This window comes from Streptomyces sp. NPDC093111 (genome assembly GCF_040683955.1).
In the GTDB taxonomy this organism is placed as follows: Bacteria; Actinomycetota; Actinomycetes; order Streptomycetales; family Streptomycetaceae; genus Streptomyces.
The window spans coordinates 1-24505 of sequence record NZ_JBFBNW010000024.1 but is presented as its reverse complement, the minus strand read 5'-3'; the positions used below and the strand labels follow the sequence as shown (position 1 = coordinate 24505).

31 protein-coding genes, 1 tRNA gene and 1 pseudogene are annotated in these 24505 nt (G+C 72.2%); 23 read left to right on the top strand and 10 right to left on the bottom strand.

All coding sequences use genetic code 11. The features are described from left to right. Nucleotides 1–60: 60 nt before the first annotated feature. The 3 genes from AB0Q96_RS32920 (at nucleotide 61) to AB0Q96_RS32910 (ending at nucleotide 2234) form a co-directional block, all read left to right on the top strand. Nucleotides 61–495, top strand: a complete 435-nt coding sequence (locus AB0Q96_RS32920) for a YciI family protein (RefSeq protein ID WP_365331946.1) — start codon at nucleotides 61–63, stop codon at nucleotides 493–495. Nucleotides 496–578: 83 nt separating this feature from the next. Next, the gene (locus tag AB0Q96_RS32915; protein WP_365332063.1) at nucleotides 579–1772 is read left to right on the top strand and encodes a sigma-70 family RNA polymerase sigma factor; all 1194 of its coding nucleotides are present in this window, start codon (nucleotides 579–581) and stop codon (nucleotides 1770–1772) included. 174 nt (nucleotides 1773–1946) lie between these two features. Next, nucleotides 1947–2234, top strand: coding sequence for a metal-sensitive transcriptional regulator (locus AB0Q96_RS32910; protein WP_365331944.1), 288 nt, complete (start codon nucleotides 1947–1949; stop codon nucleotides 2232–2234). Nucleotides 2235–2334: 100 nt separating this feature from the next. Here the strand turns inward: AB0Q96_RS32910 and wrbA are convergent, their stop codons facing one another. Beyond that, nucleotides 2335–2943, bottom strand: coding sequence for an NAD(P)H:quinone oxidoreductase (gene wrbA, locus AB0Q96_RS32905; RefSeq protein WP_365331942.1), 609 nt, complete (start codon nucleotides 2941–2943; stop codon nucleotides 2335–2337). 149 nt (nucleotides 2944–3092) lie between these two features. On the opposite strand from wrbA, the gene AB0Q96_RS32900 reads away from it, so the two are divergent. The 5 genes from AB0Q96_RS32900 to AB0Q96_RS32880 all read left to right on the top strand — a co-directional run bounded on the left by AB0Q96_RS32900 (nucleotide 3093) and on the right by AB0Q96_RS32880 (nucleotide 7791). Next, entirely contained in the window at nucleotides 3093–3740 is a 648-nt protein-coding gene (locus tag AB0Q96_RS32900; RefSeq protein ID WP_365331940.1) for a helix-turn-helix domain-containing protein, read from the top strand. A 120-nt stretch (nucleotides 3741–3860) separates the two neighbouring features. Further along, on the top strand, nucleotides 3861–4436 hold the full coding sequence (locus AB0Q96_RS32895) for an alpha/beta hydrolase (RefSeq protein ID WP_365331938.1): 576 nt from the start codon (nucleotides 3861–3863) through the stop codon (nucleotides 4434–4436). A 10-nt stretch (nucleotides 4437–4446) separates the two neighbouring features. After that, the gene (gene pip / locus AB0Q96_RS32890; protein WP_365331936.1) at nucleotides 4447–5412 is read left to right on the top strand and encodes a prolyl aminopeptidase; all 966 of its coding nucleotides are present in this window, start codon (nucleotides 4447–4449) and stop codon (nucleotides 5410–5412) included. A 41-nt stretch (nucleotides 5413–5453) separates the two neighbouring features. Further along, nucleotides 5454–6122: an HhH-GPD-type base excision DNA repair protein gene (locus AB0Q96_RS32885; protein ID WP_365331934.1), complete on the top strand. Its 669-nt coding sequence runs from the start codon at nucleotides 5454–5456 to the stop codon at nucleotides 6120–6122. 115 nt (nucleotides 6123–6237) lie between these two features. Continuing rightward, nucleotides 6238–7791 (top strand): M28 family metallopeptidase, encoded by a 1554-nt coding sequence (locus AB0Q96_RS32880; RefSeq protein ID WP_365331932.1) that lies wholly within the window; start codon nucleotides 6238–6240, stop codon nucleotides 7789–7791. 62 nt (nucleotides 7792–7853) lie between these two features. On the opposite strand, the gene AB0Q96_RS32875 is transcribed toward AB0Q96_RS32880, so the two are convergent. Beyond that, on the bottom strand, nucleotides 7854–9521 hold the full coding sequence (locus AB0Q96_RS32875) for a helicase HerA-like domain-containing protein (RefSeq protein WP_365331930.1): 1668 nt from the start codon (nucleotides 9519–9521) through the stop codon (nucleotides 7854–7856). 106 nt (nucleotides 9522–9627) lie between these two features. Between AB0Q96_RS32875 and AB0Q96_RS32870 the strand changes: the two genes are divergently transcribed. After that, the gene (locus AB0Q96_RS32870) at nucleotides 9628–9924 is read left to right on the top strand and encodes a type II toxin-antitoxin system VapB family antitoxin (protein ID WP_017240525.1); all 297 of its coding nucleotides are present in this window, start codon (nucleotides 9628–9630) and stop codon (nucleotides 9922–9924) included. Nucleotides 9925–10055: 131 nt separating this feature from the next. Further along, nucleotides 10056–10688: a LytR C-terminal domain-containing protein gene (locus AB0Q96_RS32865; protein WP_365331928.1), complete on the top strand. Its 633-nt coding sequence runs from the start codon at nucleotides 10056–10058 to the stop codon at nucleotides 10686–10688. A gap of 77 nt (nucleotides 10689–10765) precedes the next feature. Here the strand turns inward: AB0Q96_RS32865 and upp are convergent, their stop codons facing one another. Beyond that, a complete protein-coding gene (gene upp, locus AB0Q96_RS32860; protein ID WP_365331926.1) occupies nucleotides 10766–11401 on the bottom strand; it encodes a uracil phosphoribosyltransferase in 636 nt (211 codons plus the stop codon). Between the two features lie 93 nt (nucleotides 11402–11494). On the opposite strand from upp, the gene AB0Q96_RS32855 reads away from it, so the two are divergent. The 9 genes from AB0Q96_RS32855 to AB0Q96_RS32815 all read left to right on the top strand — a co-directional run bounded on the left by AB0Q96_RS32855 (nucleotide 11495) and on the right by AB0Q96_RS32815 (nucleotide 17103). Continuing rightward, nucleotides 11495–11698, top strand: coding sequence for a hypothetical protein (locus tag AB0Q96_RS32855; RefSeq protein ID WP_361168009.1), 204 nt, complete (start codon nucleotides 11495–11497; stop codon nucleotides 11696–11698). Nucleotides 11699–11957: 259 nt separating this feature from the next. Further along, complete coding sequence (locus tag AB0Q96_RS32850; RefSeq protein ID WP_365331924.1) at nucleotides 11958–12485, top strand: hypothetical protein; 528 nt, start codon at nucleotides 11958–11960, stop codon at nucleotides 12483–12485. Nucleotides 12486–12550: 65 nt separating this feature from the next. Continuing rightward, on the top strand, nucleotides 12551–12979 hold the full coding sequence (gene tadA / locus AB0Q96_RS32845; protein ID WP_365332061.1) for a tRNA adenosine(34) deaminase TadA: 429 nt from the start codon (nucleotides 12551–12553) through the stop codon (nucleotides 12977–12979). 67 nt (nucleotides 12980–13046) lie between these two features. After that, nucleotides 13047–13134, top strand: a tRNA-Ser gene (locus AB0Q96_RS32840). A gap of 396 nt (nucleotides 13135–13530) precedes the next feature. Further along, the gene (locus AB0Q96_RS32835) at nucleotides 13531–13695 is read left to right on the top strand and encodes a hypothetical protein (protein WP_164986384.1); all 165 of its coding nucleotides are present in this window, start codon (nucleotides 13531–13533) and stop codon (nucleotides 13693–13695) included. 11 nt (nucleotides 13696–13706) lie between these two features. Continuing rightward, nucleotides 13707–14006 carry a Dabb family protein gene (locus tag AB0Q96_RS32830; RefSeq protein WP_329422435.1) on the top strand — a complete coding sequence of 100 codons (300 nt, stop codon included), beginning with the start codon at nucleotides 13707–13709 and terminating at the stop codon, nucleotides 14004–14006. A gap of 189 nt (nucleotides 14007–14195) precedes the next feature. After that, on the top strand, nucleotides 14196–15041 hold the full coding sequence (locus tag AB0Q96_RS32825) for an RNA polymerase sigma factor SigF (protein ID WP_365331922.1): 846 nt from the start codon (nucleotides 14196–14198) through the stop codon (nucleotides 15039–15041). Nucleotides 15042–15276: 235 nt separating this feature from the next. Further along, entirely contained in the window at nucleotides 15277–16260 is a 984-nt protein-coding gene (locus AB0Q96_RS32820; protein WP_365331920.1) for a SigB/SigF/SigG family RNA polymerase sigma factor, read from the top strand. A gap of 51 nt (nucleotides 16261–16311) precedes the next feature. Then, nucleotides 16312–17103 carry a hypothetical protein gene (locus tag AB0Q96_RS32815; protein ID WP_365331918.1) on the top strand — a complete coding sequence of 264 codons (792 nt, stop codon included), beginning with the start codon at nucleotides 16312–16314 and terminating at the stop codon, nucleotides 17101–17103. Here the strand turns inward: AB0Q96_RS32815 and AB0Q96_RS32810 are convergent. The 4 genes from AB0Q96_RS32810 to AB0Q96_RS32795 form a co-directional block, all read right to left on the bottom strand. Then, nucleotides 17084–17923, bottom strand: a complete 840-nt coding sequence (locus tag AB0Q96_RS32810; RefSeq protein ID WP_365331916.1) for an alpha/beta hydrolase — start codon at nucleotides 17921–17923, stop codon at nucleotides 17084–17086. The genes AB0Q96_RS32815 and AB0Q96_RS32810 overlap by 20 nt on opposite strands. Next, nucleotides 17920–18483 (bottom strand): WHG domain-containing protein, encoded by a 564-nt coding sequence (locus tag AB0Q96_RS32805; RefSeq protein ID WP_365331914.1) that lies wholly within the window; start codon nucleotides 18481–18483, stop codon nucleotides 17920–17922. Before AB0Q96_RS32805 ends, AB0Q96_RS32810 begins: the two co-directional genes overlap by 4 nt. Before the next feature lie 64 nt (nucleotides 18484–18547). Next, nucleotides 18548–18805, bottom strand: coding sequence for a hypothetical protein (locus AB0Q96_RS32800; RefSeq protein WP_365331912.1), 258 nt, complete (start codon nucleotides 18803–18805; stop codon nucleotides 18548–18550). 12 nt (nucleotides 18806–18817) lie between these two features. Continuing rightward, complete coding sequence (locus tag AB0Q96_RS32795; protein WP_365331910.1) at nucleotides 18818–19189, bottom strand: hypothetical protein; 372 nt, start codon at nucleotides 19187–19189, stop codon at nucleotides 18818–18820. Between the two features lie 127 nt (nucleotides 19190–19316). Here AB0Q96_RS32795 and AB0Q96_RS32790 point away from each other — a divergent pair, with 127 nt between their 5' ends. The 4 genes and pseudogenes from AB0Q96_RS32790 to AB0Q96_RS32775 all read left to right on the top strand — a co-directional run bounded on the left by AB0Q96_RS32790 (nucleotide 19317) and on the right by AB0Q96_RS32775 (nucleotide 20737). Then, on the top strand, nucleotides 19317–20267 hold the full coding sequence (locus tag AB0Q96_RS32790) for a helix-turn-helix transcriptional regulator (RefSeq protein WP_365331908.1): 951 nt from the start codon (nucleotides 19317–19319) through the stop codon (nucleotides 20265–20267). Continuing rightward, nucleotides 20236–20346 (top strand): annotated as a pseudogene (locus tag AB0Q96_RS32785) (DUF397 domain-containing protein); the annotation flags it as partial. The gene AB0Q96_RS32790 and the pseudogene AB0Q96_RS32785, both read left to right, overlap by 32 nt. Nucleotides 20347–20357: 11 nt before the next feature. After that, complete coding sequence (locus AB0Q96_RS32780) at nucleotides 20358–20552, top strand: DUF397 domain-containing protein (protein ID WP_365331906.1); 195 nt, start codon at nucleotides 20358–20360, stop codon at nucleotides 20550–20552. Between the two features lie 20 nt (nucleotides 20553–20572). After that, nucleotides 20573–20737, top strand: a complete 165-nt coding sequence (locus AB0Q96_RS32775) for a DUF397 domain-containing protein (RefSeq protein WP_365331904.1) — start codon at nucleotides 20573–20575, stop codon at nucleotides 20735–20737. 4 nt (nucleotides 20738–20741) lie between these two features. Here the strand turns inward: AB0Q96_RS32775 and AB0Q96_RS32770 are convergent, their stop codons facing one another. The 3 genes from AB0Q96_RS32770 to AB0Q96_RS32760 form a co-directional block, all read right to left on the bottom strand. Continuing rightward, on the bottom strand, nucleotides 20742–21083 hold the full coding sequence (locus AB0Q96_RS32770) for a DoxX family protein (protein ID WP_046911660.1): 342 nt from the start codon (nucleotides 21081–21083) through the stop codon (nucleotides 20742–20744). Between the two features lie 121 nt (nucleotides 21084–21204). Next, entirely contained in the window at nucleotides 21205–22737 is a 1533-nt protein-coding gene (locus tag AB0Q96_RS32765) for an MFS transporter (protein ID WP_365331902.1), read from the bottom strand. A gap of 123 nt (nucleotides 22738–22860) precedes the next feature. Next, complete coding sequence (locus tag AB0Q96_RS32760; protein ID WP_365331900.1) at nucleotides 22861–23565, bottom strand: DNA alkylation repair protein; 705 nt, start codon at nucleotides 23563–23565, stop codon at nucleotides 22861–22863. Nucleotides 23566–24505: the final 940 nt, after the last annotated feature.

The window sequence follows — 24505 nt, the reverse complement described above, 5'->3', positions numbered from 1 at the left end:
CCCCCGGAGCTCCGAAGAGCCCCGGGAAGCCCCGGGAAAGCCCCGAACCGAGGAGACGTCATGAAGTACCTGGTGATGGTGCAAGGCGCACAGGCCGACTACGACGCCATGAAGGGGACGGCGAGCGACCGCAGCCCGGCCTGGAGCGAGCAGGACCTCAGGGCGATGTTCGCCTACATGAACGCGGTCAGCGACGACCTGTCCGAGTCGGGCGAGCTCGTCGACGCGCAGGGCCTGGTCGAGCCGGCCAGGACCCGTTTCGTGACCGCCGACGACGACGGCCGGCCGGTCGTCACCGACGGCCCCTACGGGGAGACGAAGGAGGTGCTCGCCGGCTACTGGGTGCTGGACTGCGCGAGCCTGGAGCGCGTGACCGAGATCGCGGCCCGGGTGACCCAGTGCCCCGCGCCGGTCGGCTCGCCCGTCTACCCGGTGGTCATCCGCCAGATCGACGAGGCCGGCGGGGCGGACCTCGGCGGGGACGGAACGGCTTGACCCCGCCACCCGAGGACCCGCCCCCGGACGAAGCCACGGGCCCTTCCAGCCCCACCCGCTCCCCCTCCCCCGACGTCGAGGACCTGCTGCGCCTGCACGCGCCGCAGGTCCTCGGCGCGCTCGTGCGCCGGTACGGGCACTTCGCCGCCGCCGAGGACGCCGTACAGGAGGCGCTGCTCGCGGCGGCCCGGCAGTGGCCCGCGGACGGGGTGCCGGGCAATCCGCGCGGCTGGCTGATCCGGGTGGCGTCCCGGCGCCTGACGGACGCGCTGCGGGCCGAGGAGGCGCGGGCCCGGCGGGAGGAGACCGCGCTGCGGCTCGAACCGCGCGACCCGAGGGCGGCGCCCGCCGAGGACGACACGCTCACCCTGCTCTTCCTGTGCTGCGACCCGGTGCTGACGCCGGCCGCGCGGATCGCGCTGACGCTGCGGGCGGTGGGCGGCCTGACGACGGCGGAGATCGCCCGGGCCCACCTCGTACCGGAGGCGACCGTCGCGCAGCGGATCAGCCGGGCGAAGTCGAGACTGCGGGCGACGGGCGCCGACCACCCGTTCCGGCCGCCCGCCCCGAAGGACCGGGACGCGCGGCTGGCCTCCGTGCTCAAGGTGCTGTACCTGATCTTCAACGAGGGCTACACCGCCACCTCGGGCCCCGCCCTGCACCGCGCCGACCTGGCCCGCGAGGCGATCCGGCTGACCCGGGCCGCCAGACGCCTGCTGCCCCGGGAGGGCGCGGTGACGGGCCTGCTGGCGTTGATGCTGCTCACCGAGGCGCGCAGCGCGGCGCGTACGGGGCCGGACGGCGAGCTGGTCCCGCTGGACGAGCAGGACCGCGGCCGCTGGGACCGCGCGGCCATCGCCGAGGGCACCGCGCTGGTGGCGGAGGCCCTGTCCGAGGGCCCGCCGGGGCCGTACCAGCTCCAGGCCGCCATCGCCGCCCTCCACGACGAGGCGACCACGCCCGGGGCCACGGACTGGCCGCAGATCCTCGCCCTCTACGACGTCCTGGTGACGAAGACGCCCGACCCGATGGCGAAGCTGGGCCGGGTGGTCGCCCTCGCGATGGTCGAGGGCCCGGAGGCGGGCCTCGCGGCCCTGACCGCCCTGGAACCCCGGCTGCCCGAGTCGCACCGCCTGCCCGCCGTCCGCGCCCACCTCCTCGAACGCACCGGCGCCCACCGAGCCGCCGCCGACGCCTACCGCACCGCCGCCCACCGCACCCTCAGCCTCCCGGAACGCCGCTACCTCCAGACCCGCGCGGCCCGCCTCGATCCGTGACGCGAGCGGTCGCCCGCGAACCGCCGCCCGAAGTGCGCGCCGGCGCCGGTGCCGAAGTGTTCCCGGGACGGTACGCGCCTCGGCAATAAATCCGCAGATGCCATCCTTGGTCTTCGACAGGGCCCCGAGGCGGGGAGAAATGTACCCCCTGGGGTATCCATGGAGGAGTTGGTCGTGGAACTGGATCTCGCGGGCGCCGAGCTCAAGGCCGTACTGAACCGGCTGCGCCGGGCCCAGGGGCAGATCGCCGGTGTGATCCGGATGATCGAGGAGGGGCGGGACTGCGAGGAGGTCGTGACGCAGCTCGCCGCCGCCTCCCGGGCGCTCGACCGGGCCGGGTTCGCCATCATCGCGACCGGGCTCCAGCAGTGCCTGACCGACATCGAGGACGGGCGCAGGACGGGCGAGGACCGCGACCAGATGCGCGCCCGCCTGGAGAAGCTCTTCCTCTCCCTGGCGTAAGCCCCCAGATCCCTGGCGTAAGCCCCCCAGACGTGGACGTACCCCCGGAGGTGTCACCCCGGGGGTACGTCCACGTCTGGCGCTACGGGCGCCGCGGGCGTCAGGCGTCCGCGAGGCCCTTCAGGCGCTTGGCGATCTTCGCGAGGCGCTCGCCCTGATGGCGGGCGGCCGCGAGGACGTTCTCCTCGGGGGCGCCGTTGGTGCTCGCGTGCGAGGTGCCGTAGGGGTTGCCGCCGGCCGCGTACACGGACGGGTCGGTGAAGCCGGGGGCGACGATGACCGAGCCCCAGTGGTGGAACGTGTTGTAGAGCGCGAGCAGCGTCGACTCGTTGCCGCCGTGCGTGTTGTACGCGCTGGTGAAGCCGGTGGCCGGCTTGTCGGCCAGGACGCCCTGCTGCCACAGGCCGCCGGCGGTGTCGATGTACTGCTTGAGCTGGGCCGCCACGTTGCCGAAGCGGGTCGGCGAGCCGAGCGCGTACGCGTCCGCCCACTCCAGGTCCTCAAGGGTGGCGATCTCGACGTCACCGGTCGCCTCGATGTGCGCGCGCCAGGCCGGGTTCGCGTCGATGGCCGCGTCGGGGGCGAGCTCGGGGACCCGGCGGAGGCGGACCTCGGCACCGGCCTTCTCGGCGCCCTCGGCGACGGCCTGGGCGAGCTGGTGCACGTTCCCCGTGGACGAGTAGTAGACGACGGCGACCTTGACGGGCATGGCGGGCTCCTCGATCGAGCTAAGCGGATTGCTTTCCGATTCGACTCTCCGAGGTTAAGCGGACAGCTATCCGATTCGCAAGGGGAACGTTATGCTCGTGGCCTGGAACGGACCGAGGGGGAAGTGCGCCACAAGGGAGGCAGTCGCAGATGAGCACGAAGAATCCGCAGGCCAGAGCTGGGTCGGCGCCGATGCTCAACCTGCTGCCGATCGCGGGAGGCCCGCCGCCCGAACGTGCCGACGCCGCCCGGAACCGGCGCAAGATCCTCGACGCCGCCGCCCGGATCGTCGCCGAGGAGGGCCCCGAGGCCGTCACCATGAACCAGGTCGCCCACGCCAGCTGCATAGGCGTCGGCACCGTCTACCGCCGCTTCGGCGACGTCGCCCAGCTGCTCCTGGCGCTCCTCGACGACCGCGAGCGGCAGTTCCAGGAGGCGTACCTGAACGGCCCGCCGCCGCTCGGTCCGGGCGCCCCCGCCGACGAGCGGCTCGACGCCTTCCTCGACGCGCTCGTCGACCGGTCCGTCGAGCAGCGCGAGATCCTGCTCGCCGCCCAGACCGCCGGGCCCGTGGCCCGCTACGGCAACGGCGCCTACCTCGCCATGCACCTGCACCTGACGCTGCTGATCGGCCAGGCCCGCCCCGAGTTCAACGCCGCGCTCCTCGCGCACCTGCTGCTCGCGCCGTTCTCGCCGAGCCTGATCCACCACCTCTCGGTGGAGAAGGAACTCTCCGCGGGCGAACTCAAGTCGGGCATGCGGCAGTTGATACGGCTCCAGACGCCTGTCACCCACTGAGCCCGACGCCCGCCCGGAGCCCGTCCCCAAGCCCCCCATCCATCTGCCCGCGCCCCTCCGACGATCCGCCCCCTGGACGCCGGTGGACCGATCGCGCGCCGAGGACGCACGATCGGCGTCATGACGACGTATCTGATCCTGCACGGCTACGAGAACCACCGTCCGCCCGGCCACTGGCACCACTGGCTGGCCGGCGCGTTGCGCGAGCGCGGGCACGAGGTCCGCTACCCGCAGTTGCCCGAGCCGGACGCGCCGGTGCTCGCCGACTGGCTGGACGCCCTGGAGGAGCACGGGCGGCGGCCCGACGAGGGGGAGTTCGTCGTCGTCGCGCACAGTCTGGGCGTGCTGCTGTGGCTGCGGGCCGCGGCGGCCGGCCGGGTGCCGGACGCGGACCGGGTGCTCCTCGTCGCCCCGCCCTCCCCCGGCGTCACCGCCGCCATCCCCGAGATCGCCGGCTTCGCCGAGGGGCTCGACCTCGACGCCGTCCCCCTGAAGGCGCCCGCCCGGCTCGTCTGGGCCGCCGCCGACCCGTACTGCCCCGAGGGCGCCGCCCTCCACTACGGCACCCCGCTCGGCCTCACCTCGGACGAGGTGCCCGGCGGCGTGCACCTGACCCCGGACTCCGGCTACGGGGCCTGGCCCTCGGTCCTGGAGTGGTGCGAAAACCCCTCGGTCCGGGTGGGCCCCAACCGCTAGCGTCGGGCGGATGCGCGCCCACAACGACCTCCCCGTCCCCCCGTACGCCGAAGGGCTCCTCGACGTCGGCGACGGCAACCACGTGTACTGGTCCGCCGCCGGCAACCCGGAGGGCAAGCCCGCGCTCGTCGTGCACGGCGGGCCGGGCTCCGGCTCCTCTCCCGGCTCACGGCGGCTCTTCGACCCCGAGCGGTACCGGATCGTCCAGTTCGACCAGCGCGGCTGCGGGCGCTCCACCCCGCACGCGAGCGACCCGGCCGCCGACCTGTCGGTCAACACCACCGCCCACCTGGTCGCCGACATGGAACGGCTCCGGATCCACCTCGGCGTCGACCGCTGGCTGCTGTACGGCGGCTCCTGGGGCTCCACCCTGATCCTGGCCTACGCGCAGGCCCACCCCGAGCGCGTGAGCGAGATCGTCATCGCCGCCGTCACGACCACCCGCCGCTCCGAGACCGCCTGGCTGTACGAGGGCGCCGGCCACTTCTTCCCCGAGGCCCACGACCGCTTCCGCGCGGGAGCGGGCGCGGCGGGCGGGACCGGCACGGCCGCGGAGCTCGTCGGCGCCTACGCCGCCCTGCTGAACCACCCCGACCCCGCCGTACGGGAGAAGGCCGCGGCCGACTGGTGCGCCTGGGAGGACGCCGTCCTCTCGATGGAGGGGCAGGGCACCCCGTACACCGACCGGGTCGACGCCACCCGGCTCGCGTTCGTGCGCATCTGCTCCCACTACTTCGCCCACGGCGCCTTCCTGGACGAGGGCGTCCTGATCAGGGACGCGCACCGGCTGGCCGGCATCCCCGGCGTCCTCGTGCACGGCCGGCTCGACATGGCCGGGCCGCTCACCACCGCCTGGGAGCTGTCCCGGGCCTGGCCGGACGCCGAGCTGCACGTCGTGGAGGACGCCGGGCACCTGGGCGGCGAGGAGACCCGTACGCACCTGCTCACCGCCCTCGAACGCTTCGCGAAGGGGTGACCCACCGCGCGGGCGGGGCGCGGTGGCGCGATGATCCGGTCATGAGCCCCGAGATCCACCTCGCCCAGCAGCCCGAGGCCGACGAGCTGCTCGGCCGCTCCCCGCTCGCCGCGCTCGTCGGCATGCTGCTCGACCAGCAGGTGCCGATGGAGTGGGCGTTCTCCGGCCCGTACACGATCGCGACCCGGATGGGCCACGACGACCTGGACGCGCACGAGATCGCCGCCCAGGACCCGGAGGTCTTCGCCGCGCTGCTCTCCGAGAAGCCGGCCGTGCACCGCTACCCGGGCTCCATGGCCAAACGGATCCAGCAGCTGTGCCGGTTCCTCGTCGACGAGTACGGCGGCGACGCCGAGGCCGTCTGGCGGGACGCGGCGACCGGGGCGGAGCTCTTCACCCGGCTCAAGGCGCTGCCCGGGTTCGGCGAGCAGAAGGCGCGGATCTTCCTGGCCCTGCTCGGCAAGCGGTACGGCGTGCGGCCCAAGGGCTGGCGGGAGGCGGCGGGCGCGTACGGCGAGGCGAGCTGCTACCGCTCGGCCGCCGACATCACCGGGCCGGAGTCGCTGGCGAAGGTGCGCGCCCACAAGCAGGAGATGAAGGCGGCGGCCAAGGCGGCCAAGGTGCCGAAGACCGACGGCAAGGCGGCCGGCGGCGCGGCGGGCACCACCGGCGGCGGCACGCCCAAATCCCGCAAAACAACCCGGAATTGATAACTCCAGATTTCAATCCTGTTCAACCTGACAGGAATTGCGCCAGATGTGTTCACAAAATCCACCACACGTCGCTAACTTCCCTTCCACCTCGTACGAATCGGGAAGGACTTCTGTGAACGCAACCCAGCGCAGAGCCGCCGCCGTTCTGGCCGCTGCCGCACTCGCCACCCCGCTGGTGCTCGCCGCGCCCGCCACCGCCACCCCCGACCCCGGGGCAGCGGCCGCCCGCGACGCCGCCAAGCTGGCGAAGAAGCTGGTCCGTGAGACGTCCGGGAAGGACGCCTACAAGCACCTCCAGAAGTTCCAGGCCATAGCCGACTCGGCCGGCGGCAACCGCGCCGCCGGCAGCCTCGGCCACGACGCCTCGGCCGCCTACGTGTACACGCAGCTGAAGAAGGCCGGCTACGCCGTCACCTACCAGAAGTTCGACTTCATCTACACCCAGACGCTCGCCGAGAAGGCGTCCGTCGTCTCCCCCGCCGCCCGCGACCTCGACATCAAGGCGATGACCTACACCAAGTCGAGCCCGGTCGGCGGCGTGACGGCCGCGCTCGCCGCGGTCCCGGTCGACGCGGACGGCACCACCGGCTGCGAGCCCGGCGACTTCGCCGCCGGCGCCTTCACCGGCAAGATCGCGCTCATCAAGCGCGGCGGCTGCAACTTCTCGGTCAAGCAGCAGAACGCGGGCGCGGCCGGCGCCGTCGGCGCGATCGTCTACAACAACGCCGAGGGCGTGCTCTCCGGCACCCTGGGCGCACCGTCCGCCGGGGGCGTCCCGACCGGCGGCATCACCAAGGCCGAGGGCGAGGCGCTCGTCGCCGACCTCGCCAAGGGCCCGGTGAACCTCTCCTTCGAGATCCGCCAGCTCCAGGAGAAGCGTTCCACCAACAACGTCATCGCGGAGACCGTCGGCGGCAACGCCGCCAACACCGTGATGCTCGGCTCGCACCTCGACTCCGTCACCGCGGGCCCCGGCATCAACGACAACGGCTCCGGCTCCGCCGGCCTCCTCCAGACCGCCCTGGAGCTCGCCAAGTCCAAGGACAAGGTCCGCAACAAGGTCCGCTTCGCCTGGTGGTCGGCCGAGGAGAACGGCCTGCTCGGCTCCGAGCACTACGTCGCCAACCTCAGCGAGCTCGGCAAGAAGGAGATCAAGCTCTACCTGAACTTCGACATGATCGCCTCGCCGAACTACGGGCTCTTCGTCTACGACGGCGACGACTCCGACGGCGTCGGCGCGGGCGCGGGCCCCGAGGGCTCCGCCCAGCTGGAGCGCGACATCAACGACTTCCTCGACGGGCGCGGCACCCCGCACGAGGGAACCGACTTCACCGGCCGCTCCGACTACGGCCCGTTCGTCGACGCCGGCATCGCCTCCGGCGGCACCTTCACCGGTGCCGAGGGCATCAAGACCGCCGGCCAGGCCGCCAAGTTCGGCGGCCAGGCGGGCGTCGCCTACGACGTGAACTACCACGCCAAGGGCGACGACCTCTCGAACATCAACATGACGGCCTTCGACATCAACATCGACGTCATCGCCAACGCCGTGGGCACCTACGCCCACGACATCAGCTCCCTGAAGCGCCCGGTCGTCTCCGTCCCGACCACCGGCGACGCGGGCAGCGGCGGCGGCCTGCACGCCGACCACGACGAGGCCACCGCGTAGTCCCTGGTAGTCCCCGAGCAGTGCCGGACGGGCGGGTCACCCCGCCCGTCCGGCGCCGCTGGCTAGCGCTTCCGGCGCGCCGTCCCGAACAGCGAACGGGAGATCTCCCGGCCCAGCTGGGTCCCGACCGAGCGCGCGAGGGACTTGAAGATCCCACTGCCGACGACCTGTTCGGCCAGCGAGGGCTCCTCCTTGCCGCGAGGAGCCCTCGCCGCCTCCTTCGCGTCCCGCGCCGCCGCCCCGGCGGCCCGCTTCTCCTCCGCCGCCCGCAGCGCCGCCGCCTCCGCCGCCCGCTGCTCGGCCGTCAGCTTCTCGTACGCCGACTCGCGGTCCACCGCCTCCGCGTACCGCCCGTACAGCGGCGAGCCCTTCACCGCCGCCTCCAGGTCGGCCGCCGGGACCGGGCCCATCAGCGACTGCGGCGCCCGCAGCCGGGTCGCCGCCACCGGGGTCGGGGCGCCCTTCTCGCTCAGCACGGTGATCACGGCCTCGCCCGTACCCAGCCCGGTCAGCACCTCCTCCAGGTCGTACGCCGAGTTCGGGAAGGTCCGCACCGTCGCCTTGAGCGCCTTGGCGTCGTCCGGCGTGAACGCGCGCAGCGCGTGCTGCACCCGGTTGCCCAGCTGCGCGAGCACGTCCGAGGGCACGTCCTTGGGGGTCTGCGTCACGAAGAACACCCCCACGCCCTTGGAACGGATCAGCCGCACGGTCTGCGTGACCGACTCCAGGAACGCCTTCGAGGCCCCGTTGAACAGCAGGTGCGCCTCGTCGAAGAAGAACACCAGCTTCGGCTTGTCGACGTCGCCGACCTCCGGCAGATCCCCGTACAGGTCCGCGAGCAGCCACATCAGGAACGTCGAGAACAGCTGCGGCTTGTCCTGCACCGCCGGCAGCTCCAGTACGGACACCACGCCGCGGCCGTCCGCCGCCGTGCGCAGGAACTCGCTCGTGTCGAACTCCGGCTCCCCGAAGAAGCCGCCCGCGCCCTGCTGCTCGAACGCGGTGATCGCGCGCAGGATCACCCCGGCCGTCGCCGTCGAGAGCCCCCCGATCCCCTTCAACTCCGCCTTGCCCACGTCCGACACGAGGAAGGCGACCACCGCCCGCAGGTCCTTCAGGTCCACCAGCTCCAGGCCCTTGGCGTCGGCGTAGTGGAAGATCAGGCCGAGCGACTGCTCCTGCGTCTGGTTGAGCTGGAGCACCTTGGAGAGCAGCACCGGGCCGAAACTGGTCACCGTGGCGCGGACCGGGATGCCGGGGCCGATGCCGCCGAGCCCGTAGAACTCGCAGGGGAAGCCCGTCGCCGTCCACTCCTGCCCGACCTGCGCGGCCCGCTCCCGGACCTTCTCGCCGTCCACGCCGGGCGCGGCGACGCCCGACACGTCGCCCTTGATGTCGGCGAGGAAGACGGGCACGCCGTTCGCGGACAGCTGCTCGGCGATCAGCTGGAGCGTCTTCGTCTTGCCGGTGCCGGTCGCGCCGGCGACCAGGCCGTGCCGGTTGAGCATGGGCAACGGGATGCGGACGGGCGCGTCCGGGTGACACTCCCCGTCCCAGAGCAGGGCCCCCAGTTCGAGTGCCGCTCCGTCGAAGGCGTACCCGGCGGCGATCGGCCCCCAGGGCTCGGCGCCCGTCCCCGCCGCGGAGACTGTCCCCGCCGCGGAGCCCGTCCGCTCCCCTGAGCCTGTCTGCGCCGCGGCGCCCGTCGACGGCTGGTCGCTCCCACTCATGGCGGACCCCTGTCCCACGCGTGTACGGGTTGATCACGGTTTGTCCCAGCATCGCACCGGGCTCGCGTGGCTGCGCCGGGAGCCGGTCGCCCGGTAGGCTTTCCGTGTGATCTTCAAGCGCATCGGTAACGGAAAGCCGTATCCCGACCACGGCCGGGAAAGCACCCGGCAGTGGGCGGACGTCGCCCCGCGCCCGGTCCGCCTCGACCAGCTCGTGACGACCAAGGGCCAGCTGGACCTGGAGACCCTCCTCGCCGAGGACTCGACCTTCTACGGCGACCTCTTCGCGCACGTCGTGAAGTGGCGGGGCGATCTCTACCTGGAGGACGGCCTGCACCGCGCGGTCCGCGCCGCGCTCCAGCAGCGCCAGGTGCTGCACGCCCGCGTGCTGGAGATGGACTGACCGTCGGCCGCTCCGCCGGCACCCCCCGGGCGCTCCCCCACTGATCCTTTCGGGGCCTCTTCGACCCCATCCGGACGCGATCACATGATCATCCAGTAGGCATCGCCCACGGGCGGCATTACGCTGCGTTCATGAGCATGCTCACTCCCCCCGGAATGGGCGGAAAGTACCGCATCACGGGCGATGTCTACCCGCGCATGCGGCGCCCCCACCGCCGGCGCAGGATCATCCTCACAGCCGCGGCCGGAGCGCTCGTGCTCGGTGCGGCGGGCTGGGGGACGCTGCAGCTGGTCGAGGTCTTCACCGGAGGCGACGGGAAGACCACCACGGCCGCCGGGAAGCAGGCCGACTGCAAGCCCGTCGCCAAGGCGAGCGCACCGCCCGCCACCGCCCTGCCCAAGCCCGGCCAGATCACGGTCAACGTCTACAACGCGACCCCGCGCGCCGGGCTCGCCAAGACGACCGCGGACGAGCTGAAGAAGCGCGGCTTCGCCATCGGCAAGGTGGGCAACGCCCCGGCCGCGTACGACAAGAAGGTCCCCGGCTCCGGGATGCTGCTCGGCGCCCCCGCCGCCACCAAGGGCAGCTTCTCCGTGCTCGGCACCCAGTTGAAGGCCGCGACGACGAAGGTCGACGCCCGCACCACGGCGGACGTCGACCTGATCATCGGTACGGCCTTCAAGACCCTCGACCCGAAGGCCGCGGCGGACGCGGCGCTCGTGGCCCTGAACAAGCCCAAGCAGCCGCTGCCCGGCCACTGTTAGACACCCGGGCCGGTCCAGGGGCCGACCGGTCTACGGTCCGGCCGGTCCACCGGCCGGCCGGTCCACGAAGCCGCGGACTAGTCGGCGGACCCGTACATGCGGTCGCCCGCGTCGCCCAGGCCCGGGACGATGTAGCCGTTCTCGTTGAGGCGCTCGTCGACCGAGGCCGTCACGACGGTCACCGGCGTGCCCGCCAGCTCGCGCTCCATGACCTCGACGCCCTCCGGGGCGGCGAGCAGCACGACCGCGGTCACGTCGTCGGCCCCGCGCTTGATGAGCTCCTGGATCGCCGCCACCAGCGTGCCGCCGGTCGCGAGCATCGGGTCCAGGACGTACACCTGGCGGCCGGACAGGTCCTCCGGCATCCGCGAGGCGTACGTGGACGCCTCCAGCGTCTCCTCGTCACGGATCATGCCGAGGAAGCCCACCTCGGCCGTCGGCAGCAGCCGCACCATGCCGTCGAGCATGCCGAGGCCGGCCCGCAGGATCGGGACCACCAGCGGACGCGGGTACGACAGCTTCACACCGGTCGTCGGCGTCACGGGGGTCTCGATGTCGACCTGCTCGGTGCGCACGTCCCTGGTCGCCTCGTAGGCGAGCAGCGTGACCAGCTCGTCGGCGAGCCGGCGGAAGGTCGGGGAGTCCGTGCGCTTGTCGCGCAGCGTGGTGAGCTTGTGAGCGACCAGCGGGTGATCGACGACGTGGAGACGCATGCCTCCACAGTAGCCGGGACTGGCGTCGAACCACGCCGTCGAGGGAAGGTGGGAGGACAGGTACCGGACCCGAGTCCTGGGGTGATGCGGCCCATGCCCGACCTGGAAGGCAAGCCCGGCGGACCGGCTCCCGACGAGGAGCGCCGCCCGGAGACCGACGCGGAGCGCCGCAGGCGCCGCGCCCAGTTCCTGCGCGAACTGAACGAGGCCAAGGCGCTGCGCGACCGCGTCCAGCCCCGGCGCGCCCGGGCGGCCCGGATGCGGCAGGCCATGCGCATGCGCACCTTCCGCTGGTGACGCGCCGGTGACCGCCCGGTGGCCCGCCGCCTGCTCCCCCGGTGACGCACGGGTGAAGCACCGTTGACCCGCCTGCCGTGCGCCCCCCGTGTGCGCCGGGGTCGCACGCCCGCCCGATCGCGGTGTCGTTCAGACTGATGCACGACGCAAGAGCCGAAGACCTCTCCTGAGGGCTCCGTTTCTGCCACGATGCCGATTGGGCGGGGCCTTCAGGAGCGCGCCGCCGGATCATCACACCTCTGATCAGTGGGAGAGTCAGGTGTACTTCGCCGCACTGCTCGCGCGCACCGAAGACGGGTGGGAAGCGAGCGATACAGAGCTCGACAGTGTGGAGACCCTGTCGGACATCGCCGATCTGGCCCGGGAGGCCGCGGCGGACGACAGCGAGACCGTGATCGTGTTCATCGAGCAGGAGGACGCGTGGTTCGGCGTCGTCCGCGTCGACGGCGAGGACGACCCCCGGGTCTTCGTCTCGAACGCGGCCGCGGCGGCCCGCTCCTCGTACGGGGAGATCCTCACCTCGGAGGTCCTCGGCGACGACCCGCGCGACGCTGACACCGATGTGGACGCACTGGACCTGGACGGCACCGAGGACGGCGAGCCCGTCGACGCCTCGGCCGGCGAGGACGACGAGGAGACGGGCGTGCCCGCCGCCCCCGTCGGCGACCGGTACATCCTGGCCGACCTGGGCGTCTCCGAGCGGGAGCTGCTCGCGCTCGACAGCGACGCCCTCGGGGAGATCGCGGAGGCCCTCGGCGCCTCCTCCGTCCTGGAGGCCGTGCGCTAGTGCCCCCGGCGGTACCTGGCCCCGGCGTGGGCCCCGACCCCGTACGGGACCCCTGGCGGGACCCGATGCGACAGGCCCTCGCCGAGGCGGACAAGGCCGCGCTGGCCGGTGACGTACCGGTCGGCGCGGTCGTGCTCTCCCCGGACGGCACGGTCCTCTCGCTCGGCCACAACGAGCGGGAGGCGACCGGCGATCCGACGGCCCACGCCGAGGTCCTCGCCCTGCGGCGGGCGGCCGCGGCGACCGGCGAGTGGCGGCTGACCGGCTGCACGCTCGTGGTGACCCTGGAGCCGTGCGTGATGTGCGCCGGCGCACTCGTCCAGTCGCGGGTCGAACGGGTGGTCTTCGGCGCCTGGGACGAGAAGGCCGGCGCGACCGGCTCGCTCTGGGACCTCGTACGGGACCGGCGGCTCAACCACCGTCCCGAGGTCGTCCAGGGGGTGCTGGAGGAGGAGTGCTCCCGTCAGCTGACGGCCTTCTTCCGCGACCGCTGAGGCCGTTGCCCACCTGCGGAGACATACGGATTTCATCCACGGGCGCCTTTGGGCTAAGCTCTCTCTCGGTAGCGTGTCCGAGCGGCCGAAGGAGCTCGCCTCGAAAGCGAGTGTGGGGAAACTCACCGAGGGTTCAAATCCCTCCGCTACCGCCAGAGAACCTCTCCCGGCTTCGGCCGGGGGAGGTTTTTTCATGGGCCAGATAAGTCATGGGCATGACAATCTTGGTGGCTCTTGAAGGCGTAGGACGGGGGGAGCGGCATCGGGGGGACAAGCCGCTCCCCCCGATGAGAACCGGTCCTGCAAGTCCTGCGCCGCAGTCAGGGGGGAAGCTCGCGGCGCGGACCCCGCAGTGAGGGCCGGTTCCTCGAACCCTGCGAATTCCTGCCAGATCCGCCGGGCTCGAGATCAATACTGCTCCTCCGCCACCTGTCCGGCAGGCGGCAAAAGGCCCCGATCGCCGGGCCCTTGGTCCATAAAGGACCCGTGAGGAGGGCCTGGGCTAGACTCGGCGACCGCCCAGCGGAGGCGGGCCAGGGGAGGGCGGAGCAATGGCGCAGGCGAAGAAGATCGCTCTCTATGCGGTCGTGGTTTTCGTGCTGTACACGATCATCACGTCCCCGGCCCGGGCGGCGGATCTCGTCCAGGTAGGGTTCGAAGGCATATCGAGCGCCGCTCAAGGCGTCGGCCAGTTCATGACCGAGCTCGTCAACTAGGAGTACCGCCCGTGATCCGCCATCTGGTCCTCTTCAAGCTCAACGACGGCGTGCAGCGCGACGAGCCCCGCGTGGTGGCGGGCGTCGAGGCCTTCCGCGCCCTCGGGTCCCAGATCCCGGAGCTGCGCTTCTGGGAGTGCGACTGGAACATCTCGGACCGCCCGATCGCGTACGACTTCGCCATCAACTCGGCCGTCGAGGACGCGGACGCGCTCAAGCGCTACCTGGAGCACCCGGCGCACCAGGCGGGCGTGGGTCAGTGGCGCGAGTTCGCGACCTGGGTGATCGCCGACTACCCGTTCGAGGGCTGAGCCCCCTCCACCCCTCCCTTCTTCCGGGCCCCTCGCCGACCTTCGGCGGGGGGCCCGAAGGTTTACCCGCCCAACGTGCCCTCAACACGTGGTTATGCGGTGCTTGCACACAGTGGACATGTCTTGTGATGCTATGACCGCTTTTGACGGACGAGTCGACCGAAGTTGACATGAAGGGGTGGCGTGAACGTGCCGGCCAGTACAGCGCCTCAAGTCCCGCCCCAGAACGAGGCCGGGGTGCCCGAGACCCCGCGCCCCCGCCCCCAGAGCACCCGCGGCGCCGACACCCGCGCCCTGACCCAGGTGCTCTTCGGGCAGCTCAAGAACCTGCAACCGGGCACCCCCGAGCACCACCGCGTGCGCGGGGCCCTGATCGAGGCCAACCTGCCCCTCGTCCGGTACGCGGCCGCCCGCTTCCGCAGCCGCAACGAGCCGATGGAGGACGTGGTCCAGGTCGGCACGATCGGCCTGATCAACGCCATCGACCGCTTCGACCCCGACCGGGGCGTGCAGTTCCCGACCTTCGCGATGCCGACCGTCGTCGGCGAGATCAAGCGCTACTTCCGCGACAACGTGCGCACGGTCCACGTGCCCCGCCGGCTCCACGAGCTGTGGGTCCAGGTCAACGGCGCCACCGAGGACCTGACCACGGCTCACGGCCGCTCCCCCACCACCGCCGAGATCGCCGAACGCCTCAAGATCGGCGAGGACGAGGTGCTGGCCTGCATCGAGGCCGGCCGCTCCTACCACGCCACCTCCCTGGAGGCGGCCCAGGAGGGCGACGGCCTGCCCGGCCTGCTCGACCGGCTCGGCTACGAGGACCCGGCCCTCGCCGGCGTCGAACACCGCGACCTCGTACGTCACCTGCTCGTCCAGCTGCCCGAGCGCGAGCAGCGGATCCTGATGCTGCGTTACTACAGCAACCTGACCCAGTCCCAGATCAGTCAGGAGCTCGGGGTCTCGCAGATGCACGTGTCAAGGCTCCTCGCCCGCAGCTTCGCCCGGCTGAGATCCGCAAATCGGATCGAGGCGTAGCTGAGACGGGTAGACCGTTTCGGAGCAGTTTTTCGACACCCCAAATGCCGCACACCCCTTGTTTCCTGCGGATATTCGCCCTCGGCTTGTCGACAAGTCACTACAGCGTGTTGCCGACATGTGACATTCTGCCGAAACCGAGTTTGCCGCGGCCCCGCCTCCGGTATTCAGGTGGAGGCTGCGTTCCTCAGTTGGTCGTGGCCGCCACGACCGTCCGCGACCTCAAGGGGGTGGCATGTCCGCAGATCAGGGCAGCTCGAAGGTGCTCACGCTCACGCCCATGCCCGCGTCCGTGCAGACGCCCGTCTCCGTGCCGGCGGCCGCCATGGCGCAGACGGCCCCGCCGACGGGCGTGCCCGCCCAGACGACGGCGCCGGACGCCGCGGACACGGCGACCGTGCCCGACGAGACCCTCGTCGCCCCGCCGGCCGTCACCCCCGAGGCCCTCGACACCCGCACCCTCTCGCGCTCCCTCTTCCTGCGGCTGCGCGCCCTGGACGACGGCGGCGTCGCCGCGGACAGCCCGGAGCGGACCTACGTCCGCGACACCCTCATCCAGCTCAACCTCCCCCTCGTGCGGTACGCGGCGGCCCGCTTCCGCTCCCGCAACGAGCCCATGGAGGACATCGTCCAGGTCGGCACCATCGGCCTGATCAAGGCGATCGACCGCTTCGACTGCGAACGGGGCGTGGAGTTCCCGACCTTCGCGATGCCGACCGTCGTGGGCGAGATCAAGCGCTTCTTCCGCGACACCTCCTGGTCCGTCCGCGTCCCGCGCCGCCTCCAGGAGCTCCGCCTCGCCCTCACCAAGGCCAGCGACGAGCTCGCGCAGAAGCTGGACCGCTCCCCCACCGTGCCCGAACTCGCCGCGGTGCTCGGGGTGTCGGAGGAGGACGTCGTCGACGGCCTCGCCGTCGGCAACGCGTACACGGCCTCCTCGCTCGACTCCCCGTCCCCCGAGGACGACGGCGGCGAGGGCTCCCTCGCGGACCGCCTCGGCTACGAGGACACCGCCCTGGAGGGCGTCGAGTACCGCGAGTCGCTGAAGCCGCTGCTCGCCAAACTCCCGCCCCGCGAGCGGCAGATCATCATGCTCCGCTTCTTCGCGAACATGACCCAGTCCCAGATCGGCGAAGAGGTCGGCATCTCCCAGATGCACGTCTCCCGCCTCCTCACCCGCACGCTGGCACAGCTGCGGGAGGGCTTGATCGCGGACTGAACCCTCCCGCCCCGCTTCCTTCCTGACGCTCCGTCAGCCACACTGGCGGCCATGGTGAGCTCGTGGCGAAGGAAACGTCCGGGACTCGTGGTGGTCGCGCTCTGCCTCGGCGGAGCGCTCACCGCCTGCGGATCGGGCGACGACGGCGAGGGGTACGCGGCGGTGGGCGCCGGCACCTCCCCCAAGGACGCGGCCGCGCCCAGCGGATCGGTGACCCTCGTCCCACTGGACCCCGGGAACACCGGAGACACCTCCGGAAACTCGTCCCCGTCACCCCGCCCACCGGGCGGTACGGGCGCCGGAATCCCGGACGGCACGCCCCCCGACGCTCCCGGCACCCCTGGCACCGGGCGTACGGCCACGGCACCGCCCCCGACCCGTACCGGCGGAGCACCGGCGGCACCCGGCCCCGGGACACCGGCCCCCAAGCCCCCGTCCTCGGCCCCCGGCACCCCTGGCACTCCCGGTACGAAGCCAACGAGCCCCACCAGCCCTACCCGCCCCACCACACCCCCGGGCACCACGGCCCCGCCCGCGCCCGCCGCGCTCACCCTCTCCGCGCCGACGCTCGCCGACACGGACAAGCGCTGGTGCGAGAACGTGACGGTCACCTTCCGCAACACCGGTGGAACGGCGACCCGTTCGGGCACGGTCACCTTCGCGACGCACATCATCGGCGCCCTCGGCGTCGACTGGGCCACCATCGGCTCCAGCCAGCCCCTGCCCGCCCCGATCGCCGCCGGGGAGACCCGCACCAGGACCTACACGGTGTGCGTGGAGTCCTGGCGGGTCCCGCTCGGCATGCGCGTGGACACCAGGACCGTCACGGCCGCATGGCGGTGAGCAGCACCTCGGCGAACTCCTCCGGCCGCTCGACGCACCCGAGGTGCCCGCCCGGGAACACCAGCTCGGCCGCCCCGGTCACCTCCACGAGCCGCCGGGCCGGCCCCACCAGCGCCTCCTGACCGCCCGACTCCCGGCCGACCCCCAGGACCAGCTTCCCGGCGGCGGCGCGCAGCCCGTCGAGATCGGGCGCGGAGGAGGAGAAGGGGCACAGGACGTGCTCCAGGAAGACGGGCATGTTGGCGGCCATGCGGGAGGCCATCGGGCGGAGGGCGGGCGGCAGTTCGGCGTGCCGCTCCTCCTGCGGCGGCCGCCGCCCGTCGGGCGTCTCCGCGAACCGGGCCATCGCGGGCCCGAGCCCCCGCGTACGGTGCAGCTCGCGGACCTCGGCGAAGTGGGCGCGGTACGGGCCGGGGTCGGCGAGCAGTTCCACCAGGGGCGGCTCGTGGGCGACGACGCGGCGCAGACGCCCCGGGTGGGCGGCGAGCAGGGCCAGGGCGACGATCGCGCCGGAGCTGCCGCCGTAGACGTAGGCGGCTTCGCCGTCCGGCACGACCGCGTCGAGGACCGCGCGGGCGTCCTCGGCCCACTCCCCCACCCGCTGGTCGGCGAGCGGCCCGTCGAGCGGGCTGCGGGAGAGGCCGCGCTGGTCGTAGGAGACGACCGTGTACCCGGCGGCGGCGAGCAGGTCCGCCATCCCCTGGTACAGCCCGGCGTCCCCCGCGCCACCGGGTATCAGCAGGAGGACGGGACCGGAGCCGCGCGTCTCGTAGCGAAGGGTCGCTCCGGGCACGCGCAGGACATGGGCGGCGGCGTTCATGACCAGCTCTCCAGGGTGGTGTGCAGGGCGTCGAGCGAGCGCGCCCAGGAGTCGGTGACGGGCCGGGCGGCGTGGAACCCGCCGCTCAGCTCCAGATGGATGTAGCCGTGGAAGGTCGCCCGGAGCAGCCGCCCCGCGTCGGTGAGGTCGGGCTCGGCGAGCCCGTAGCCGCGCAGCATCCCGTACGTCAGCTCGACGGCGCGGAGCAGGACGGCGGGGTCGCCGATCTCCTCCGGCTCGATCCGCTGCTGGGTGGCGGCGTAGCGGCCGGGGTGGGCCAGCGCGTAGCCGCGGTAGGCGTCGGCGAAGGCGACGAGCGCGTCCTTGCCGGAGCGCCCGGCGACGGCCGCCCCGATGGCCTCGTTCATCTCGCCGGAGGCGCGGAGGGCGAGGCGGACGCGCAGGTCGCGCAGGTTCTTGATGTGCGAGTAGAGGCTCGCGTCCTTCACGCCGAAGCGGCGGGCGAGGGCGGAGACGGTGACCTTGTCGAGGCCGTCCGTATCGGCGAGCTCGGCCGCGGCTTCGACGAGACGGTCGACGGTGATGCCGGCGCGGACCATGCGGGCTCCTTCCTAGGGGCTCTAGCTTTGAACCTAGCACCCCCAGGAAAGCTCCTGCGGGCAATTACCTGCCCGCACCCGACTGGTCGAGGTGGGCGACGACGTTCCCGCTGGAGCAGTTCCGCTGGTAGTTGCCCGACCCCTCACCGAACATCGGCAGGTCCACCAGCTCCTGGAGACAGTCACCGACGGAGGTACGGCCGCCTCCGCCGACATCACCGTCCTCGTCGGCATGGGCGGGCACCGCGACCGAGACGGCGGCGAGGACGAGGGCGGCCGCGACGGCCGGCTTCTTCATGTTCACGACGCGGCCAACGACCACGCGCCCCGCCCGTCACTCGGGATGACCCACCTGGAGGTGCCGCCGCAGCAGGACGTTCGCATCCGTCTCGGCACTCCAGTCGTACCGGGCCCGGGCCTCCGCCCGGCAGCGCGCGAGGTCGCCGCACTCCACACAGTGCGGCACGGGAACGGGCGGGCGGCTCACCTCGTACGAGGCCGTCGACAGCGTGTTGGCCGCCCGCACCCCCGCACTCAGCCGCTCCTCGGGCGTCGCCGGCCGCACCCGCTCCGGATCCGCCTGCCACTCCCGCCCACCCCCGAGCGGCCGCAGCATGGCGTACGGCCCGGCCTGCCCCCGGTACTCGCCGACCTTCCTCGCCGCCGGGTCGTACAGGTACGCGCCGCACTCCTCGTGCCCTGCCATGCCCACTCCTCCACCTCACGGTCACCCGATCGGGCGACTACTCTCTGTGCGCCAAGCGTTGCTCAATGGAGGGGGCGACGACAACGCTTGCGGCGTGCCAAGGAGTGCTGTCACGAGGGGGTTCGGAGTGACCAGGAGACACATCGCAGTACCCGAGTCGGCCGCCACGACGGCGGAAGTCTTCGGCGAACTCCTCCGCCACTACCGCGAGTCAGCGGGCCTGACCCAGGCAGCCCTGGCCGCCGTCATCCCCTGTGACCGCTCACAGGTCGCGAGGGTGGAGGCGGCGAAACGGGTGCCCACGGAGTCGTTCGCCCGCGCCTGCGACAGGATCCTGGGCACGGGCGGGGTGCTGCTGCGGCTGTGGGGGAGGATCGACTGGTACCCGCAGGTGGAACACCCGGACTGGTTCGAGCGGCGGGCGGAGATGGACGCGCAGGCCGCTCAGATCCGTGCGTATCAGATCCAGGTAGTGCCGGGCCTCTTGCAGACCCCGGCATACGCCCACGCTCTCTACGCGCAACGGCTGGAAGACCCAGAGGAAGTGGAAGACCGGGTCCGCGCCCGACTGAGCCGCCAGCAGCGCTTCCTCTCCCCCGGCGGTCCGGCGTACATCGCGGTGCTGGACGAGAGCTGCCTCCGCAACATGATGGGAGGCGCGGATGTGATGCGCGAGCAGTGTGCTCACTTGCTGGACGTGGGCCAGCTCCCCAACGTCCGTGTCCAGGTTGCACCGTTCAGCCAGCCCGGCATCGACCGCCCGGACGCGTCGATGTCCCTGATCCTGCTGCCTGACGGGCACCAATGGGTGTACTCGGAATCGCTCGACGGCGGCCACTTCAGCGATGATCCGGCCATCATCGCCCGGCACAGCCAGACCTATGATGTGCTGAGAGCCGATTGCTTGTCGGGCCGCGAGTCCGCCGCTCTGATCAGCGACATGATGGAAGGGTACGGGCACCATGCAGAGGCGCGATCTGACCGTGGCGACCTGGATCAAGAGCAGCTACAGCGGGGCCAACGGCGGAGACTGCCTCGAAGTCGCCCCCGGATTCCCCGGCCTCGTCCCCGTACGTGACAGCAAGCGCCCCACCGGACCGGTGCTGCCCGTGTCCGCGCGGGCTTGGGCGACGTTCGTCGAGTCGATCCGGAACTGAGGAGCCCCGCCGTGCGCCAGCCCGATCTGAACAACGCGTCCTGGATCAAGAGCAGCTACAGCGGGAACGACGGCGGCAACTGCGTGGAGATCGCTGCCGGGTTCGCGGGCTGGGTGCCCGTACGTGACAGCAAGGCGCCCACCGGGCCGGTACTCAAAGCATCCGCCCCCGCTTGGGCCGCATTCATCGGGGCCCTTCGGGGCTGACTGCCGAAAGGCCGGACACCGTGATCTGGATCAAGAGCAGCTACAGCGGGGACAACGGCGGAAACTGCCTCGAAATCGCCCCCGGATTCCCCGGCCTCGTCCCCGTACGTGACAGCAAGGCCCCTGAGGGCCCTGCTGTCGTCTTCGGGCGGTCCGTGTGGGACTCGTTCGTGCGGAGTCTCTGACGGGTCACGCCGCCAGGGCCAGGACCGCGACCGCCGGGGCCATGTAGACGAGCGGGAAGGCCGCGTGGGCGTACGCCTTGGCGCGGAGGACCGTGATCACGGCGCCGAGGAAGTACAGGACCAGGCCGATCGCGGCGGCGATCCCGATCGCGGGGATCGCATAGCCGACGAGCAGACCGACCGCGCCGGCCGCCTTGGCGGCGCCCAGCCAGTTCCACCAGGCGCGCGGGACGCCGTACTCGGCGAGCGGCTCGACGGTGAACTTCGCCTTGAAGAAGATCGAGGCACCCGAGAACCCGGCCATGAAGGCGGCGACGGCGGTGACGACGATGGCGGTGGTGGACATCGGAGGCTCCTCGGAGGGGCGTTGGCGGGCGCTTCTCGCTCGCTCTATCCCTCTGACACCGCCCCCGACGGACGTGTGACCGGTCGGCCGAAGTTTTTTTCCGAGCGTTTTTCCGGCCGTCTCAGGAGCCCGCTCCGTTCGTCGGCCGGATCGGAACGGTATGGGCGCTCGCGGCCGCCGCGGCGGCGTAGTGGGCGGCGGTCGGCGGGCCCGCCTGACGGAAGCGGCCGACCAGGAGGGCCAGCGCGATGCCGAACGCGCAGAAGAGGGCGAGCCCGATGGCCGCGCGGGAGAAGCCGGCCGCGAGGGCGTCCGCCGTCGCGGAGCCGGCCGCGTGGTGGCGGGTGTAGACGGAGCCGAAGAGGGCCGCGGTGACGGCGGTGAGGACCGCCGCGCCGACGTACCGGCCCATGTTGGAGATGCCGGAGGCGGCCCCGACCTGGTCCTTGGTGACGCAGGCCGTGGCGACGGAGGACGACGGGCCGTTCGCGAGCCCGAGGCCGACGGCGAGCACGACGAGCGGGACGGCGAACGTGGCGTACTGCCAGGACGCGCTGACGAAGGCGAAGACGACGAACGCGGCGGTCGCGATCCCGAAGCCCCCGGCGATGACCGTACGGGCGCCCAGCCGGTCGACGAAGCGGGTGATCAGGGGCGCGGTCACGACGATGCCGGCCGCCGCGGGCAAGGTGGCCACGCCGGCCTCCAAGGGGCTCATGCCCAGGCCGTCGGGGTTCTGGAAGTACAGGCTGCAGACGTACATGATCGCGTTGATGCAGCCCGCGACCACGAGGATGGCGACGCTCGAACCGACCAGGATCCGGTTCCTGAGGAGCGCCAGGTCGAGCAGCGGGGTGCTGACCCGCTGCTCGACCAGGACGAAGCCGACCAGGGCCACGGCCGAGATCACGAAGCACACCAGGGTCGGGGCACTGAGCCAGCCCCAGTCCGCGCCTTCGGTCACGGCGAACACGAACGGGACGAGCACGGCGGCGATCAGGACCGTACCCGCCAGGTCGACGGAACGGGGCCGCGACGGGTCGCGGGACTCCGGCACGGCGCGCAGCGTCAGCGGTACGCAGGCGGCGGCGATGCCCGCGTCGATCCAGAACAGGCCCTGCCAGCCGGTGACGTCGACCAGGACGCCGCCGAGCAGCGGCCCGGCCGCCGCACCGGCGGCCGAGGCCGCTCCCCACAGCGACACCGCCCGCATCTGCGCGTCGCCCGACGTACCCGCCGAGAGGAGGCTGAGCCCGCACGCCAGGATCGTCGAACCCGCCGCGCCCTGGATCGCGCGGCCGACGATCACGGTGGCACCGCTGTCGCCGAGGGCGATCAGCACGCAGGAGACGACGAACAGCAGCAGGCCGCAGAGGAAGATCCGCCGGCGCCCGAAGATGTCACCGAGCGCGCCCGAGGTGACGATCACGGCCGCGCCGACGAGGGAGTAGCCGGTCACCGCCCATTGGAGGGTGGCGAGGGAGGCGCCGGTGTCCTCGCTGATGGCGGGCAGAAGGATGCTGACGGCAGAGGTGTTCGCGTTGACGACGAAGGCGGAGACGCACGTCGCCGCGAGGACCCCGGAGGGTGCCTTGGACGACGCAGCCGCCGCTGCCGACGCTGACGACGCTGTCGGGGGGCCGGATTCCACCATGGGCACTCACTCCGGATTCGACACATGATCACACCGATGCGGACGCGAGCACCGTAGGACCGGGGCCGAGCCCGCTACGCCCACCCCGCCGTTCGGAGGACGGCGTCCACCCGGACGGCCGCGTCACGCCGTCTGGCGGCGGACCATCTCGGCGATCCAGACGGGCGCGAAGGGGGACGTGCAGCCCGGGGAGGTCGGGTAGTCCTTCAGGACTTCGAGGCGCTCGCCGATGCCGATCGCGCGGGTGCGGTACTCGGGGTGCTCGATCCCGATCTGGGCGAGGCAGTGGTTCATGGCCCACTGGAGGCGGTCGGGGGCGTCCTTCATGTCTGCCTCGATGACGTCGAGGAGGGCGGGGAGGTCGAGCCCGTCGGGCTTCTTGGCGACGCGCTCGGTGGTGAGGGCCCAGCCGGCACTGGCGACGGCGGGGTCCGGGTCGGCGGACCAGGCCACGCGGAGCTCCTCGGTGTGCGGGCTCTTCTTGACGACGTAGTTGACGAGCCAGTCGTGCACCTTGGGCGTACGGGCCTGCCGCAGCATCGCGTCGAGCTCGTCGCGCTCGAACGCCTTGGGGCGGCAGATCAGGAGCGCGAGGAGCATCGCGGCCGTGTCGTCCGTGGCCCAGAGCCCGCGCGCGAGCTCCTGCTGCGTCTTGAGCCGCTTGGCGAGCGCACGCAGCTTGCCGAGGTTCACCCCGTGGTCGTCACCGTGCCGCTCGTTCACGGCCCGCGCCTTCGGGTCCTCCAACGCGGCCAGCTCGGCCAGGACGTGGGGTACGTCGGGGACGGCGGGTACGGAGGATGCGGCGGGTACGGGCGTCTCGGGCATCGGTGTTCTCCTGGTCGCGCTGGTCACTCGGGTTCGTCGGGGTGGGGGTGCGGGTGGGCTTCTGGTGCGGCCGCCCTCTTTCCGAGAGTCGCACCTTCCAGCGCCGCGGGCCCGGCCACGCGGGGGGTAGGGGAGTCGCTGGCGTGGGTGCGCGGCCGTCAGGCCGGTGGGGGTGGGGCCGGGTATCGACGGGCCTTGTTTGGTGTGTGTCGGCTGGGTGGGTGGGGGCTTGGCTTGTGGCCGGGGCCGGTGGGCGGACGTCGGTCTGTCCTGGGTGCGCGGCAGTGGAATGGGGCGGTCGGGCTCGGCTCAGCGGCGGAAGGGTTGGCGATGGGCTGGGCTTCAGGCCCGGCTGGTCACTCTGGGACTGTGGGATGCAAAGTCCGCGATTCCGGGCCGGGATGGGACGGGTGAGGACTCGTGTGGCGGGAGAGGCGAAGGTCGGTCGTAGGGCGTGCGAGTTGGGGGGACTTTGCATGGCGCTCCACCCCGTACGGGCGTGCACGGCCCGCTCTCCCCGCCCTCCCTGCCCTCGATGGGACGGGAGGCGGCTGGTGTGACGGGAGAGGTGACTCCCTCCCCTCCCCTGCCCCGGCCATCCAGGCATCCGGTCCTCCGGTCATGCAAAGTCCGCTCTTCCCGCCCTCGATGGGGCGGGGAGGGACTCGTGTGACGTGGGAGGTGGTCGGCGGTGCTCTCGGGCGGGAAGTGAGCGGCGTTGGTCGGCTCGGGCCCGGAACCCTCGACCGCCCGCCCTCCCCGAAGGCGATCCCCCCTCCGGCAATGACCAGCGGGGCCTGAAGCCCCGCCCATCGCCAACCCATCCGCCGCTGAGCCGAGCCCAGCCGCCCCACTCCACTCCCGCGCACCCCGAACCGACCCAAGCCCGCCCCACCGGCCCCGGCCACAAACCCAGCCCCCACCCACCCAGCCGACACAC

Coding starts and splice junctions, on each gene's coding strand:
- AB0Q96_RS32920 (WP_365331946.1), top strand. CDS start 61: ATGAAGTACCTGGTGATGGTGCAAGGCGCACAGGCCGACTACGACGCC.
- wrbA (WP_365331942.1), bottom strand. CDS start 2,943: ATGCCCGTCAAGGTCGCCGTCGTCTACTACTCGTCCACGGGGAACGTG.
- AB0Q96_RS32900 (WP_365331940.1), top strand. CDS start 3,093: ATGAGCACGAAGAATCCGCAGGCCAGAGCTGGGTCGGCGCCGATGCTC.
- AB0Q96_RS32895 (WP_365331938.1), top strand. CDS start 3,861: ATGACGACGTATCTGATCCTGCACGGCTACGAGAACCACCGTCCGCCC.
- pip (WP_365331936.1), top strand. CDS start 4,447: ATGCGCGCCCACAACGACCTCCCCGTCCCCCCGTACGCCGAAGGGCTC.
- AB0Q96_RS32885 (WP_365331934.1), top strand. CDS start 5,454: ATGAGCCCCGAGATCCACCTCGCCCAGCAGCCCGAGGCCGACGAGCTG.
- AB0Q96_RS32875 (WP_365331930.1), bottom strand. CDS start 9,521: ATGAGTGGGAGCGACCAGCCGTCGACGGGCGCCGCGGCGCAGACAGGC.
- AB0Q96_RS32865 (WP_365331928.1), top strand. CDS start 10,056: ATGAGCATGCTCACTCCCCCCGGAATGGGCGGAAAGTACCGCATCACG.
- upp (WP_365331926.1), bottom strand. CDS start 11,401: ATGCGTCTCCACGTCGTCGATCACCCGCTGGTCGCTCACAAGCTCACC.
- AB0Q96_RS32855 (WP_361168009.1), top strand. CDS start 11,495: ATGCCCGACCTGGAAGGCAAGCCCGGCGGACCGGCTCCCGACGAGGAG.
- tadA (WP_365332061.1), top strand. CDS start 12,551: ATGCGACAGGCCCTCGCCGAGGCGGACAAGGCCGCGCTGGCCGGTGAC.
- AB0Q96_RS32835 (WP_164986384.1), top strand. CDS start 13,531: ATGGCGCAGGCGAAGAAGATCGCTCTCTATGCGGTCGTGGTTTTCGTG.
- AB0Q96_RS32820 (WP_365331920.1), top strand. CDS start 15,277: ATGTCCGCAGATCAGGGCAGCTCGAAGGTGCTCACGCTCACGCCCATG.
- AB0Q96_RS32815 (WP_365331918.1), top strand. CDS start 16,312: ATGGTGAGCTCGTGGCGAAGGAAACGTCCGGGACTCGTGGTGGTCGCG.
- AB0Q96_RS32810 (WP_365331916.1), bottom strand. CDS start 17,923: ATGAACGCCGCCGCCCATGTCCTGCGCGTGCCCGGAGCGACCCTTCGC.
- AB0Q96_RS32805 (WP_365331914.1), bottom strand. CDS start 18,483: ATGGTCCGCGCCGGCATCACCGTCGACCGTCTCGTCGAAGCCGCGGCC.
- AB0Q96_RS32795 (WP_365331910.1), bottom strand. CDS start 19,189: ATGGCAGGGCACGAGGAGTGCGGCGCGTACCTGTACGACCCGGCGGCG.
- AB0Q96_RS32770 (WP_046911660.1), bottom strand. CDS start 21,083: ATGTCCACCACCGCCATCGTCGTCACCGCCGTCGCCGCCTTCATGGCC.
- AB0Q96_RS32765 (WP_365331902.1), bottom strand. CDS start 22,737: ATGGTGGAATCCGGCCCCCCGACAGCGTCGTCAGCGTCGGCAGCGGCG.
- AB0Q96_RS32760 (WP_365331900.1), bottom strand. CDS start 23,565: ATGCCCGAGACGCCCGTACCCGCCGCATCCTCCGTACCCGCCGTCCCC.